Origin of the sequence: Candidatus Thiodiazotropha endoloripes, from assembly GCF_001708965.1 — a bacterium.
GTDB lineage: Bacteria > Pseudomonadota > Gammaproteobacteria > Chromatiales > Chromatiaceae > Thiodiazotropha > Thiodiazotropha endoloripes.
Genome location: NZ_LVJW01000006.1, coordinates 1,549,053 through 1,562,435 on the forward strand (window position 1 = coordinate 1,549,053; position 13,383 = coordinate 1,562,435).

At 54.9% G+C, this 13,383-nt stretch carries 11 protein-coding genes; 4 read left to right on the plus strand and 7 right to left on the minus strand.

Annotation, left to right across the window (positions count from 1 at the left end):
- Positions 1-9 precede the first annotated feature (9 nt).
- On the minus strand, positions 10-240 hold the full coding sequence (locus A3193_RS17645; RefSeq protein ID WP_069002951.1) for a hypothetical protein: 231 nt from the start codon (positions 238-240) through the stop codon (positions 10-12).
- A 393-nt stretch (positions 241-633) separates the two neighbouring features.
- On the opposite strand from A3193_RS17645, the gene A3193_RS17650 reads away from it, so the two are divergent.
- The 3 genes from A3193_RS17650 (at position 634) to A3193_RS17660 (ending at position 3,897) form a co-directional block, all read left to right on the plus strand.
- Positions 634-1,245 carry a c-type cytochrome gene (locus A3193_RS17650; RefSeq protein ID WP_069002950.1) on the plus strand — a complete coding sequence of 204 codons (612 nt, stop codon included), beginning with the start codon at positions 634-636 and terminating at the stop codon, positions 1,243-1,245.
- Between the two features lie 279 nt (positions 1,246-1,524).
- Entirely contained in the window at positions 1,525-2,328 is an 804-nt protein-coding gene (locus A3193_RS17655) for an endonuclease/exonuclease/phosphatase family protein (protein WP_069002949.1), read from the plus strand.
- 30 nt (positions 2,329-2,358) lie between these two features.
- Positions 2,359-3,897 (plus strand): GGDEF domain-containing protein, encoded by a 1,539-nt coding sequence (locus A3193_RS17660; protein WP_069002948.1) that lies wholly within the window; start codon positions 2,359-2,361, stop codon positions 3,895-3,897.
- Positions 3,898-4,204: 307 nt separating this feature from the next.
- Here the strand turns inward: A3193_RS17660 and A3193_RS17665 are convergent, their stop codons facing one another.
- The 3 genes from A3193_RS17665 to A3193_RS17675 all read right to left on the minus strand — a co-directional run bounded on the left by A3193_RS17665 (position 4,205) and on the right by A3193_RS17675 (position 5,959).
- Complete coding sequence (locus tag A3193_RS17665; RefSeq protein WP_235615034.1) at positions 4,205-4,756, minus strand: hypothetical protein; 552 nt, start codon at positions 4,754-4,756, stop codon at positions 4,205-4,207.
- Complete coding sequence (locus A3193_RS17670) at positions 4,753-5,253, minus strand: CreA family protein (RefSeq protein WP_069002947.1); 501 nt, start codon at positions 5,251-5,253, stop codon at positions 4,753-4,755. Before A3193_RS17670 ends, A3193_RS17665 begins: the two co-directional genes overlap by 4 nt.
- Positions 5,254-5,569: 316 nt before the next feature.
- Positions 5,570-5,959 carry a TusE/DsrC/DsvC family sulfur relay protein gene (locus A3193_RS17675; RefSeq protein WP_069002946.1) on the minus strand — a complete coding sequence of 130 codons (390 nt, stop codon included), beginning with the start codon at positions 5,957-5,959 and terminating at the stop codon, positions 5,570-5,572.
- A 382-nt stretch (positions 5,960-6,341) separates the two neighbouring features.
- Between A3193_RS17675 and A3193_RS17680 the strand changes: the two genes are divergently transcribed.
- Entirely contained in the window at positions 6,342-8,078 is a 1,737-nt protein-coding gene (locus tag A3193_RS17680) for a sugar phosphorylase (RefSeq protein WP_069002945.1), read from the plus strand.
- Positions 8,079-8,197: 119 nt separating this feature from the next.
- Here A3193_RS17680 and A3193_RS17685 read toward each other — a convergent pair whose 3' ends face one another.
- From A3193_RS17685 to A3193_RS17695, 3 genes are all read right to left on the minus strand, one after another.
- The gene (locus tag A3193_RS17685) at positions 8,198-9,409 is read right to left on the minus strand and encodes a glycosyltransferase family protein (protein ID WP_069015406.1); all 1,212 of its coding nucleotides are present in this window, start codon (positions 9,407-9,409) and stop codon (positions 8,198-8,200) included.
- The gene (locus A3193_RS17690) at positions 9,409-10,233 is read right to left on the minus strand and encodes an HAD-IIB family hydrolase (protein ID WP_162272426.1); all 825 of its coding nucleotides are present in this window, start codon (positions 10,231-10,233) and stop codon (positions 9,409-9,411) included. Before A3193_RS17690 ends, A3193_RS17685 begins: the two co-directional genes overlap by 1 nt.
- 532 nt (positions 10,234-10,765) lie before the next feature.
- Positions 10,766-13,357: an EAL domain-containing protein gene (locus tag A3193_RS17695; RefSeq protein ID WP_162272425.1), complete on the minus strand. Its 2,592-nt coding sequence runs from the start codon at positions 13,355-13,357 to the stop codon at positions 10,766-10,768.
- Positions 13,358-13,383 lie beyond the last annotated feature (26 nt).

Sequence of the window (13,383 nt, forward strand, 5' to 3'; positions counted from 1 at the left end):
TCTGTCGGTTCAGGTCAGCCAGTGGACCAGATAGTAGAGACGAAACCCCTCGGATGAGCGGGATGGGCCGTTGACCTGTGCCGCGTGGAGGTTCTGCTGTTCACCGGCCTTCTGGATCGCCTCTTCCGCCGATGAGGCGAGGGTGACGCAATTCTCCGGAAAACGGTCCCGGCGTCGGCTGGGGGTGTAGATGACCGCATAACTGGTGCGCACGATCGAGTGGTCCGGATCTTTCTGCATCTTGATGGGCCTGAGCGGATAGGAACCTGGAGTTTATCGGTAACCCGCTGTGCAGACAAACTGACCCACCGTTGGGTGATCGGAGAGGTTGATGGTGGCAATCCCGGATTGGCGGGATGGTCATGTTCTGGAACCCTGGGCATGGCTGGTGATCGAAGGCTGATGTGTGGCATGCCTTGCGGGAGGATGTTCCTCTCCGGTATGTTACAGACCAGGCGGGTTTTAGGCGTCGACCGGCCGCAGCTGAGGCGATGGATTTTGACCTTTATTAGGAAATTCTGGTATAGTTCCGCAGCTTTTTTAGGGTCTTTGGGTGGGCAGACAATGCTCTGGCTGTCACCGGAAGATCCGGGATTTTTAACATATCCAGCATAATTCAGAGCAGGATTGATTATGAATAAATGGCTCGTAACCGCAACCCTAGCCCTCTCTTTCACTGTCGGCCTGGCACAGGCTGCCGGCAATGCAGAAGATGGTAAAAACAAATCCGCTGTCTGCGCCGGTTGTCATGGCGCTGAAGGCAATAGCCCTCTCAATCCGGTCTGGCCAAAGATTGCCGGACAGCATCCAGCGTATATCGAGAAGCAGATCAAGGATTTCAAAGCGAACAAGCGCAGTGATCCGATGATGTCACCAATGGCTGCTCCTCTGAGCGACCAGGATATCGCCGATCTTGCTGCCTACTACTCCAGTCAGACCATCAAGACCGGTGTGGCTGCCGCAGACAAGGTTGAAGCGGGTGAGCGTCTCTACCGGGCCGGAAACGCCGATACCGGTGTGGCCGCCTGCATGGCCTGTCACGGACCATCCGGTGCGGGTAACCCCCAGGCTAACTTCCCGGCCATCGCCGGTCAGCACGCCACCTATGTGGAAAAGGCACTGAAGGATTTTCGTGCCGGCACCCGGACCAATGACGCCAGCAAGATGATGCAGGGTGTGGTCGAGAGAATGACCGATGAAGAGATGGCCGAGGTGGCCCAGTACATACAGGGGCTCAGTCGTTAAGCAGCCCGGCTGTTCCGATCGAAAAAGGCGGTACCAGGCGTACCGCCTTTTTTTTTCGGGAAATCATCAAGCTGGTGAGGGTGTCCTACCCGGCTGGTCCGGACGGTCGTGGGCCCGGGGTCTGGAAACAGTTGCCGGGTCACACTATTATTCCGAGATTGAACCTGGTTCCTGAACAGTTTTTGCTTTTTGTCTAAAGTGACGGTTGTAACTTAAGTTTTTTTGTCTTTATCCGCCATACAAAGTGATATCAGAAAAGAAAAAAGCGTCGCAGAACGAATGAATAAGCAAATCATAGAGAATCAAGCCACGCTGGATGATAACCACCGGTTGCGCCTGCTCAGTTACAACATTCAGGCCGGTGCAGACACCCGTCGTTACCGGGAGTATGTCACCCGCGGCTGGAAACAGGTTCTTCCCCACAAAGACAAACGACACAATCTGAATCGTATCTCCCATCTGTTGAAGGACTTCGACGTGGTGGGGCTTCAGGAGGTCGACTCAGGCAGCTTTCGCAGCGGTTTCATCGATCAGACCGCCTATCTCGCGGAGTTGGCAGGATTTCCCTACTGGTATCGCCAGGTCAACCGTAAACTGGGTAAGCTGGCGCAGTACAGCAACGGGGTGCTGAGCCGGGTACAACCGAGCATGATTGCCGAACATCGGCTGCCTGGTCTGCCAGGCCGGGGAGCGGTGCTGATGGAGTTTCAGACCACTGAGAAACCCCTGGGAATCTGCATGATGCATCTTGCCCTGGGCCGGCGTGCCAGACTGCGTCAGTTCTCCTACATCAGCGAGCTGGTCTCCCACTACTCCCATCTGGTTCTGATGGGGGATTTCAATTGTGGTTGCAGCTCCACAGAGTTCCAGTATCTGATGGAGAATACCAATCTGCAGGGCAGTACCTGTGACATGATGACCTTCCCCAGCTGGCGCCCCAGCAAGAAGCTGGACCATATTCTGGCCTCACCCAGTTTGAGAGTGTCAAAATCGGAGGTCCTCAACTATGCCCACTCTGATCACCTGCCGATCAGTCTGGAGATTGAGTTGCCTGAAAATGTGGTTTTGCCAGCTGCCGCCTGATAGTCCGGCTACCGATCCGAGACGGGACCTATGAACGATACCGACTGGAAAAAACGTTACGATGATCTGCTGCGTCAATCCGAATCTGAAGACGAGGCTAACAAGGCTCTGGAGGAGCTGCTGACGAGGACCGTCATCCGTTTGACCATTGCCGCCAGTGGCCTGGATAGCCGGCTTGAGCCCCACCTGAAGTCGGTACGCGATGCGGTCCGTGGTGGGGGTGGTTCGATCTCCCAGGATAAACTGAATGAGATCACCGAGGGACTGCTCCATTTTGCCGAACAGCAGGATAGTGCGGCTGCGGATGAGGGTGATCTCTATCAAAAGCTGCTCAGCCCGTTCAAACTCTCCAAGAAGGCCCTGGCCGAAACCACAGATCTGCTTGAACAGCTGGTAAGTGATCCATCGGAGATGGAGGAGAAAGCCTTCGCCCGGCTGGTTCGTCTGCTGGGGCAGGGTAACGAGGCCGCCGGTGAAAAAAAAACCTCGGGCCTGTTCGGACGGCTGCTGGGGCATAGCGAAGAGTCGGGACCCAAACCGAATCAGATCCTGCTGAATCTGCTTGAACAGGCCTCCTGGCCCGGTCATTGGGGTGAACCGATCAGCAGTTTCAAGCATCGTCTTCTGAAGGACGCGGCGGCGGATGCCTGGGTCGGTGTATTGGATGACCTGCTCGATTTGTCGGCCAAGTCGTTTGGTGAGATCCAGTCGGAGATACAGGAGGCCGAGGATTTTCTTGAAGAGCTGACCCAGCGCCTGCAGGACCTGGGTCTGCATCTGCAGACGGCCCATGAAGGTCGGGATAAGATCGCACAGCATGGGCGCACCCTGAGTGAACAGGTACACGGTCAGGTTGGGGATATTGGTACTCACGTTGCCCAGGCCACCGATCTGCAGCAGTTGAAAGATGCGGTCAGTCAGCGGATCACTCTGATACAACAGAGTATCGACACCTATCTGGAAGAGGAGCAAAGTTTTCATCAGCAGGCCGAGGAAGGGGAGCAGGCACTACGCGAACGCCTCACCCAGCTGGAAAAGGAGTCCACCGAACTGCGATCCCGCATGGTTGAGGCGCACCACATGGCTTTGTTGGATGCTGTCACCGGCCTGCCCAACCGGCTGGCCTACGAAGAGCGGATCGAGCAGGAGGTGGCCCGCTGGAAGCGCTTTGACAGTCCACTGACCATGTTGGTCTGGGATGTGGATGATTTCAAGAAGATCAATGATCGCTATGGACACCAGGCCGGTGACAAGGCGCTCAGGGTGATCGCTCAGAGTCTCAGAGCCCGCTTACGGGAAACCGATTTCATCGCCCGCTTCGGTGGCGAAGAGTTTGTCTGTCTGCTCTGCGGGGCCGAGGGCGAGGAGGCGCTGAGTGTCGCTGAAGAGATGCGTCAATCGGTCGAGAGTAATGGTTTCCATTCCCACGGTAAGCCGGTCGTCGTCACCATCTCCTGTGGACTGACAAGCTTCACTAAGGGGGATGGGGTTGACCAGGTGTTCTCGCGGGCCGACAAGGCCCTCTACCAGGCAAAGCGCAAAGGCAAGAATCGCTGCGAACTGGTCTGACCTCCGGCCCGTTTATTAAAAGTCCGCAAATCAATGCGAATAGACGCACATGTTGTGGATTATCCCGGCAGTAGTAACTGAATCATCATATTCTGATGGGATGCTGCAAGACGTAATGTCCTGGTGGGGCATGGCCCCACCCTACCTTAAAATTCGGGACCTAGGGTGGGGCCATGCCCCACCAAATGCTGCTTAAGTCAGCGCCACTCCAATCTGGGCAGGATAGGGTGTAATTCAGCCACACAGCACCATTTGTGTGATTTGCCGACTTAACCAGAGGATCAGTCTGCTCGCACCGCAATGCCAATCAATCCTGTTGATAGAAATGGTGCCATGGTGCGCCGTTACTGGCCTGTTGCAGGAACTCGAGCAGGCGTGGCGAGGGGATCGCCTCCTGAGGGAAGATATTCTCGATCTTAAGTAGAAACCGGCCAAACCCCGCACTCTGTTTAAAGTCATAGCTGGCCGGGTCCTGCCGGTGTCCGCAGTGGGGGCATTCAGCCAGTTGTTGAGGCTCGCTCTGCCAGTCGCTGATGCGCTTTCGGCAGGCCTTACAGCGGGGTGGGAGACTGTTTTTACCGGTCAGCAGTATCGGTTCCGAATGAGGGCCATCCACCCGCAGATGGCAAAAGGGTTCTCCGCTCTGATCCGGTTCAAGTCGGATGAAGGGTGAGCAGCCCATGAAGGTAATCAGCTGCATGAACGCCTCACCCAGCAGATAGCCTTGCTCCGCTTCGAGGGGTGAAGTGATCAGGCCGATATCCCTCAATGCATCAAACAGGCTGGCAGGATCTTCCGGCACAAGATAGGGGTCCTGGGGTGTCAGCACCAGCCGCCCGGTATGCAGTCGCTGGCTCACTGCTCTTTGGGGCCGGGAAGTTGCGGGCTCTGGGGCCGGAACAGGGGTACTGCGGTAATACTGTTTTTCGGTGATCCATCCACCAGTTTATCGCTGTAGGTCATATACACCAGGGTGTTGCGCTTGGCATCGTAGAAGCGTACCACCTGCATGGTCTTGAACAGAATCGATGTGCGCTGTTTAAAGACCTCCTCCCCATCCCTCGACTGATTCAGAATGTCACCGGGAAGGTTCACCAATCCGGTCTGTCGGCAGGCGATCGAGGCATCGGAAGTGTCCTCGGCAATTCCCATGGCACCGCCCATGCCGCCGGTCTTGGCCCGACTCAAATAACAGGTGACGCCTGGAACCGCCGGGTCGTCAAAGGCTTCGATGACCACCTTGTCATTCGGGCCGAGCATGCGGAATTTGGTGCTGACCTCGCCCAGCTGTTCTGCCTGCAGTGGATTCAGACAGAATAGGATCAATCCTAGAGTCCATAGAAATTTCGAGTTCATGGTGCTGTTACTGATGAATTGACTGCTAGCCGATGCTTTTCAACCGCAGCCGTTCTGTTATTCGGTTGCCGATATGATACGCATTTTTCAACAGACTGTTTGGAGGTTTTTATTATCCGCTGCGCAAATAGACGCAAACACTGTTTATCTATTTGGGGACTTTATGGCTGACAGGCCGCTGGTAATGGCAGGGTTTCAGCTTGATGAACTTTGGCAGGGAAGTGGTTTGAAAAAAGTGACGTGCCTACCGGGATCATAGGATAGGCACGTGATAGATACCCCATCAAATCGTGATCTTAGTGAGTTTTTATCCCCCTTACAGGCAGCTGCGCCCTACCGGTCTGCTGAGTCCGGCATAGCGGCAGGCCATCTTGGCGCCACCCGGAAACAGGCCTTCGATATAACGCTTGTTCCAGCGGCAATCATCTTTATCCTTGCACAGATTTCTGGCCAGGATAGGCATTTCAGGAGCAATGCCATACTCTGCATAGAAGCGATGCAGAAAATCGATCAGCAACCAGTGTTCTTCTGTCAGGGTTACGCCATCGGCATCTGCGAGTGCCTCTGCAACGGCCGGGGTCCAATCATCAAGCGTTTGCAGATAGCCTTCATCATCGATTGCGATCAGACGTCCTTCCACTTCAATAGGACGGGTAGCTCTCAGATTTTCAGGAGAGGTGCGGGACGCTGAGTGTTCTAACCTCATAGTGGATCTCCTTTGGTGAATGCAGGTAGTTTTAATCTGTTTTAACCAGAATCCGTGATTTGGTGACGGTCGCAAAGCGTAAGCTATTGGTTTTCCAGTGGAATAAGCGAACCTTAGCTTCGCCCATGAGTCGAGCGGGCTTGATACTAACCGCCGGGGAAGCAATAGCTTGCGGTCTGTGCCGTCATAAACCCATGGATTCGGGTTTTTAGGTACTGCTTACTAAACAATAGCAGCAGATAATTCATGGTTTCGCATATCGGTTGATCTGGATCAACTCTTTTATACTTAAGAGATATTGAATATAGTCATATTTTATTAACTTCTACCGATCAATTTGGGTAAATTATTTGGCCCTGGAGTCATTGATGAGAGAGTTTTCATGAGCGTCGATGAATTGGATACCAGGCTGCTGGGCCATTTGAGTCAATTGTATGGGGAGCAGCAGGCTGCGACGCTGTTGCCAAAAGTGCATGAGTTGATCGGTCGGCATATCGAGGTGCGGCAGGGCAAGCGCCTCGAAATACCCCGTTGGGATGAGAAGGACAGTGTGCTGATCTGCTATGGGGACAGTATTCAGTATCCGGGGATGACCCCGCTGGCCTCCCTGAAACAGTTTTTGGACAAACGCCTGAATGGTGTCTTCAGCATGGTGCATCTCCTGCCCTTCTTCCCCTACAGTTCAGACGACGGTTTTTCGGTCTCCGACTTCCGTGCCGTCAATCCCCAGCTCGGGGATTGGCAGGATATTCGAGAGCTGGGTGAGAACTTCTCCCTGCTGTTCGACCTGGTGCTCAACCACATGTCCCGGGAGCACCTCTGGTTCGTCAACTTTGTGCATGACGAGGAACCCGGGCGCGACTATGTGATCCAGGTGTCGCCGGATGAGAATCTCTCCATGGTGGTGCGGCCTCGCAGTACCCCCCTGTTGAGCCGGGTTCGTACGCCCCGTGGAATGCTCGATGTGTGGGCGACATTCAGCAATGATCAGATCGACCTCAACTACGCCAATCCGCAAGTGCTGCTCGAGTTCATCGATATCCTGCTCGACTATATCCGGCGTGGCGCACGGGCAGTGCGACTGGATGCCGTTGCCTTTCTGTGGAAGGAGATCGGTAGCAGCTGTATCCATCTGCCGCAGACCCATGAAGTGATCAAACTCTTCAGGACACTGCTTGATGTGCTTGAACCCGGGGCGATTCTGTTGACGGAGACCAATGTCCCCCATCAGGAGAATATCAGCTACTTCGATCAGGGCGATGAGGCCAACATGGTCTATCAGTTCAGTCTGCCGCCGCTGATCCTGCACGCCATCATGTGTCAGACCACCGAGTTCCTGGTGCCCTGGGCCCGCTCTCTGGAGCAGGAGACGCTGCCTGAAGGGTGTACTTATCTGAATTTCACCGCCTCCCACGATGGGGTGGGACTGCGACCGCTTGAGGGTCTGGTGCCGGATGAAGATCTGGATGAGTTGCTCGATATGATGCGCAGACGGGGCGGCTATGTCTCGATGCGTGCCACTACCGAGGGGCGGGACCGGCCCTATGAATTGAATATCAGCTATTTCGATGCCTTTGCGGCCGAGGATGATGATGTGGATCCCTGGCACATCGCCCGCTACATGCTCTCCCAGACGCTGCCGCTCTCGTTTCGGGGTATACCGGCGGTCTACATCAACGCTCTGGGAGCAACGCCGAATGATCCATTGGGGGTGGAACGTACTGGCATGACCCGCAGTATCAATCGGCGCAAGTGGGACGGTGCCGAGCTCGAACGGTTGATCGATCTGCCGTTGACCGATGCGGGGCAGGTATTCCCAGAATACATTCGTCGGCTGCGCATCCGCAGTGGGATCAAGGCGTTTCATCCCGATGCGCCACAGCGGGTGTTGGATATGCCGGACGGGGTTCTCGGTCTGGAGCGGATCAGTCTGGATGGGGAACAGCGGGTCTACGCCATCCATAACATGACCGGTGATTTGAGATCGGTGGATATATCCGCACTGGGCGGAACGAACCATCGCTGGTTCGATGCCCTGCATCAGGTGGTGCCGGACATGGATGGTGACGAGGTGCGATTTCGACCCTATCAGACCGTCTGGCTGATGGCCAAGGGGTGATAATCACCGCCTCTCTAGGGGCTGTTGGGTTCGTGTTAACAGGCCTTGGTCTTTTAGCGGTGACATTGTGGCGTTATCAGCCTTACCCTTAAACGGTTCTATTTGCGACGTAACCTTTTTCAACGGTTATCCTCAGCCACGGCCTGGGAGAGCCGGTCGGTGAAGTCGGGCATTGCTGAGAGTACCCGCTTCCAGTTGGGGATGAACGGGGCCTCCAGCGGGTTGTCGAGAAACGCCTGGCCCGCTTCGACGATGCTCTGCTGAAACACCTCGATCGCTTCCTCTTCCGCATGGCGGTTGAAGGCCAGGGCATTGATCTTCGCATCGTGGTAGTACATCTCCACCATATCCAGAGCTTTACGCAGATAGGCGGCCTTCAGGCTGCGAAAGAAGGCCTGGTTCATCTGAATGCCTTCGGTGGCGAGTTTGCGGTAGAAGGATTTGGCGATGTCCCGGCTCATCTTCGCCAGTCCGCCGGTGCGATCCTCGGCGGAGAGATCCTGATGCTTGTGGTCGTATTGGTCGGCGATATCGACCTGGCAGATCTGATGGTGGGAGATATTGCGGTAGACCTCCGATAACAGGCCCACTTCCAATCCCCAGTCGCTGGGTATTCGAACCTGGGAGGCGAGATCCCGACTCATGGCGAACTCACCTGAAAGTGGATAACGAAAACTGTCCATATACTCCAGATAGTCGAGTGGACCGACCATCAGTCTCAGAGCCCTTAACATCGGTGTGACAAACAGGCGGGTGACCCGTCCACTGAGTTTGTTCTCATTGACCCGGGCGTAGTAGCCCTTGGCATATTCAAAACTGAAGTTGGGGTGGGCCAGGGGATAGAGCAGTCGGGCCGGCAGCTCCCTCGAGTAGGTGACGATATCGCAATCATGCAGTCCAATCGCCTGCAGCTCTTCGATTGCCAGGGCATAGCCCATGCAGAACCAGACATTGCGTCCCTTGCCCGGCTCTGGCGGGGAGAGATCCCGCTCCTGAAGTTCTGCATCCAGGCTTCTCAATCTTGGTCCATCCTGCCACAGCAGGTGGGTACTTTGGGGTAGCCGGGCAAAAAAATCCTGGGCCTGTTTGAATTCACTTTCAGTGGCCCGGTCAAGTCCGATGATGATGTGGGAGATGTAGCTGGCATGCTGCAGCTCATCGATGATATGGCTGAGAGCGGGGCCGGTGAGTTCCGAATAGAGACTGGGAAGAATCAGTCCGATCGGCTTCTTACTGGCAAAGCTGGAGAGCTCCTGCTCCATCTCTTCGAGGGGGCGCTCAGTGAGTTTGTGTAGCGTTGTGATATCCCCATGCTGGAAAAAGTCGGCCATTATCGCTCCTCAAATTGTTGTATCAGGTCCAGAAGCGCCTGGTTCCATCCGGCGGGTCCAGGTTCTTCGGTCACTTTGGTATCGGGTCGTTCCGGCAGCGTCATATGGCTGCCATCATGCTTGCGCACAATGATTGGGGTGTCTGCCACCAATAACATTGCTCGATCGTTATCACTGTCCCCCAAGGCGATGGTTCGGTTGATCTGCTTACCCCTGCTGCGCAGATGGTTGACGATATGGGTGACTGCCTGGCCTTTGTCGGTATCGCTCAACAGATGCAGAAAACGTCCACCCTGCAGAAGTTTCATGCCGGCAGATTCAGCCTTGCGTTGAAAGCGTTTCAGGCTCTCCCGGTCGCCGCGCCAGAGCAGAGGTTCCGTTGCCAGTCGTTGTCGAGCCAGTTGCGCAGAGTCTCGATCCAGGCCGGTTTCATCCATCACCTGCTGGTCGCTCATGTCACCGAAACCGATGAAGTCAAAGTCAGGGTCGGTGCGGCATTCGACTAAAAAGTCGCGCTTCATCAGATAGCCGGGGGGGGCAATCTGGGGTTCCTCATTCGGGTAGATGATGACGCTACCGTTCTCCGCCACCATCGGTCCATCCAGCTCAAGTTGCGCTTTATAGACGTTCAACTCCGCATGGGTTTTGCTTGAGACCGGGATCACCGGGATCCGGTTCTCTTTCAGTAACCTGAGGGCAGGCAGCGCCGGACTGAAGTCGTAGCTGTGGTGATCGAGCAGGGTACCGTCGAGATCGGTGAAGACCAGCCATCCGTCGATTGGACTCTGTGCTCTTTTATGGCCTGATATGGGTATGATCGACACTTGATATTCCAGCTCTATTGGTCTGATGGCTCAGCATAGCGCTGCAGGGTCAAAACAGAATGACCTGAGACAGGTCGTATCATGATTTTGCAAGTTGAATTTCCGTTCATGGCGTGGGCAACGGCGGTTGTCGATGTTCGGGATTTGATCTGCCTCTCCTGAAAAGGTCTGTTTTCTTCATGGCACCAAAGAACTGGCATGCTCTGTAAACGTTGCATTTCAAGAGCAGGTTCTGTGCCAAATCCAGGCTGCTGGCAAGGTTGAAGCGCTCTGCAGGCTGGGCATCCGGTTCGGTTTACCAGGACCAATCGGGTCAGGATTGACAGCATCGGCGGAGTTTGAGGTAGAGAGTGGATCTCACGCTTGGATCCAGCGACACCTGGTCGGGCTGATTTTCTCTCAGCGGCAGGTAATGCTCCAAAATGGTGCGTGTTGCTGGTCGTCTAACCTTTGCTGCGTCATGATAGGGCTGACAGAAAACAGCTTCGTCTGTTGTTCCGGCTGGTCACTGCCCTGTTTGCCCCATCGCCCGCTAGGCTTGCGATTGTGACGGATTGTTGGCCCGGTTGGCGTTGTCACCCAGTGGCAGGTCGGAGATATCCATGGCATGGGCCAGGTAGTGTCCCTGCACATAATCCACACCAATCTGGTGCAGAAAACTGAGTATCTCAGCATCCTCCACATACTCAGCCACCGTCATCTTACCCAGCGAATGGGCGATATCGTTGATCGACTGGACGATGGCCCTGTCCCCTGTATCCGCGGCAACGCCCCTGACAAACAGGCCGTCGATCTTGACGTAATCCACCGGTAGATTCTTTAAATGGGAGAAGGAGGAGAAGCCGCTGCCGAAATCGTCCAGCGCAAAGCGACAGCCCAGAGCGCTGAGTCTGGTAATCAGCTGATTGGCGGAGATGAGATTGGAGACGGCTGAGGTCTCGGTAATCTCAAGAATCATTTTACTGGGGTCGATCCCCAGGGAGATCACCAGCTCCTCTATGGTCTCGATCAGCGCCATATTGGTGATTGTCTGTCCCGACAGATTGATGGTGAATGTGCCGGTATATCCGTGCTGCTGCAACTGGGCGAGTTGTCTGAGGGCGGCGTTCACGACCCAACCATCGATCTTGTCCATCATGTTGAAGCGTTCTGCGGTTGGCAGAAAGGCGCCGGGAAGCACCATGCCCCAGGAGGGATCATCCAAGCGCAGTAATGCCTCGTTGATCATCGATGACTCAGGCACCATGGGAAGCAGTTGCTTGTAGATCGGCCCGTCACTGCCGGACATCAGTGAGGTCGGGATATATTCGACCGGAATAATCGGCTGGTAGTGGAGGATCAGGTGGCCTGACTCCAGCGCCTTGTGCAGCCGCGACGACCAGCCAAGATCTTTGTCCATCGCCTGTTTGTTATCGTTCTCCTGGACGAACAGGTGAGTGCGATTGCGCCCCTCGCCTTTCGCGATATGACAGGCGATATCCGCATTCGCTAACACTTCGCTGGAAGATACCGACGCTTTGTCGATCAGGGCAATACCGATGGTACCGTTGATCTTGTACTGATTGTCCTTATAGACAAACATGTAGTGGTCGAGCATTTCACGATAGTCTTCAGCGACGTGCACAACGCTCTTCTTGGTAACGTTCCTCAGAATCACCGCGAACTCGTCGCCACCCAGGCGGGCGAGCAAGTCCGATTTACGCAGACGCTGGTTCATCTGCTGAGCGATCTCCACCAGCAGACGGTCTCCTGCAGCATGCCCTGCCGTGTCGTTGATGTACTTAAATCGGTCGAGATCGAGGTAGAGCAGCGCACTGATCTCATTGCTGCGCTTCAGCCGATCAACCTCCAGGTTCAACTGCTCTTCGAAATAGCGCCGGTTGTGCAGCTTGGTCAATGCGTCATGGCCTGCCTGCCAACGTAGCTCTGCTTCAAGCAGTTTGTGCTCAGAGATGTCACGAAATGCGACAACCGAACCCTCTCGCTTATCCTCAATGGTGAGTGGGTAGACAGTGCACTCCACCGGGATGGGCTTGCCCGATCTGTGCCAGAAGATGGTCTCCCTGGCCTGGACCTTGTCGCCATTGGCATAGCTCTCCTGCAGAAAGCAGGCTTGCTGTAAAACGTGATTGCCCTCACCATCGGCGAAGTGGAAGAGTTGATGTGCCGACTTTCCGATCAATCGCGCATCGGAGTCATAGCCCAATATCTGGCGACAGGCTGGATTGACGAATGAGATATGGCCATTGGGATCGACCCCGTAGACACCATCCCCCACCGACCTGAGAATCCCACCAAGCCTTTTGCGCTCCTTCTCAATCGCCTGATGGGCTCGAATGTGGCGACTCATCGCATCGATACGGGTAAGAAAAAGGTCATCACTTTCGTTCTTGAACATACACTCGACGGCACCGGCTTCAAGGGATTCCTTGATCGCCTTGTCGAGGTAGGAGCCGGTAATGATGGCAGAGGTTATTGATGCGGTGGTCTCGTTTTCACGCAGTTTCTGACACAACACGTCGCCAGTGGCATCCGGCATGAAGTAATCGATGATGGCAATGTCGTAGGGCGAGGCCAGGGCCTTTTCAAAGCCTTCGCCAACATTGCCGGCAACCTCAGTCGCATAGCCATTGGCATTCAAGAGGCGCTTATACTTAACCCTGACAGTTCTGGAGTCATCAACAAACAATACCCGTATCGGTTGTACCGATGCCAGGTTCTCGGCCTGGTTTGCCGTCCTCTTACTGGTATCTGCCAACATTTGCGAAAGCAGATTGGTGCTCCGTTTGTAGTCTGCCCAAAACAGGAATGCCGTGTTGGGTCTTGTTTTGGACCAGTCGGCAACCGCATCATTTTCTTCATGGGCAAACACCAAAATCACCTGTGAGGCATAAGCCTGCCGCTCCAGCATCTTGCAGAACGAAGCGGTCTCGATTGTGGTATCGGCGGGCCAGCCCAGCATAACCGCATCATAGTTCACGCCATCATCGGCGCTGGAGCGAATACGTGGAATCGCGGATTTATGGTCGCTATCGATCTCGACCTCATAACCCGCCTTGATCAAGAGATTTCTCTGGATATGACGGATGGTTGGGGAGTGCTCAATCAGTAAAACTCTCGGCAAAACCGCTACCTCGAAGACCATCAATC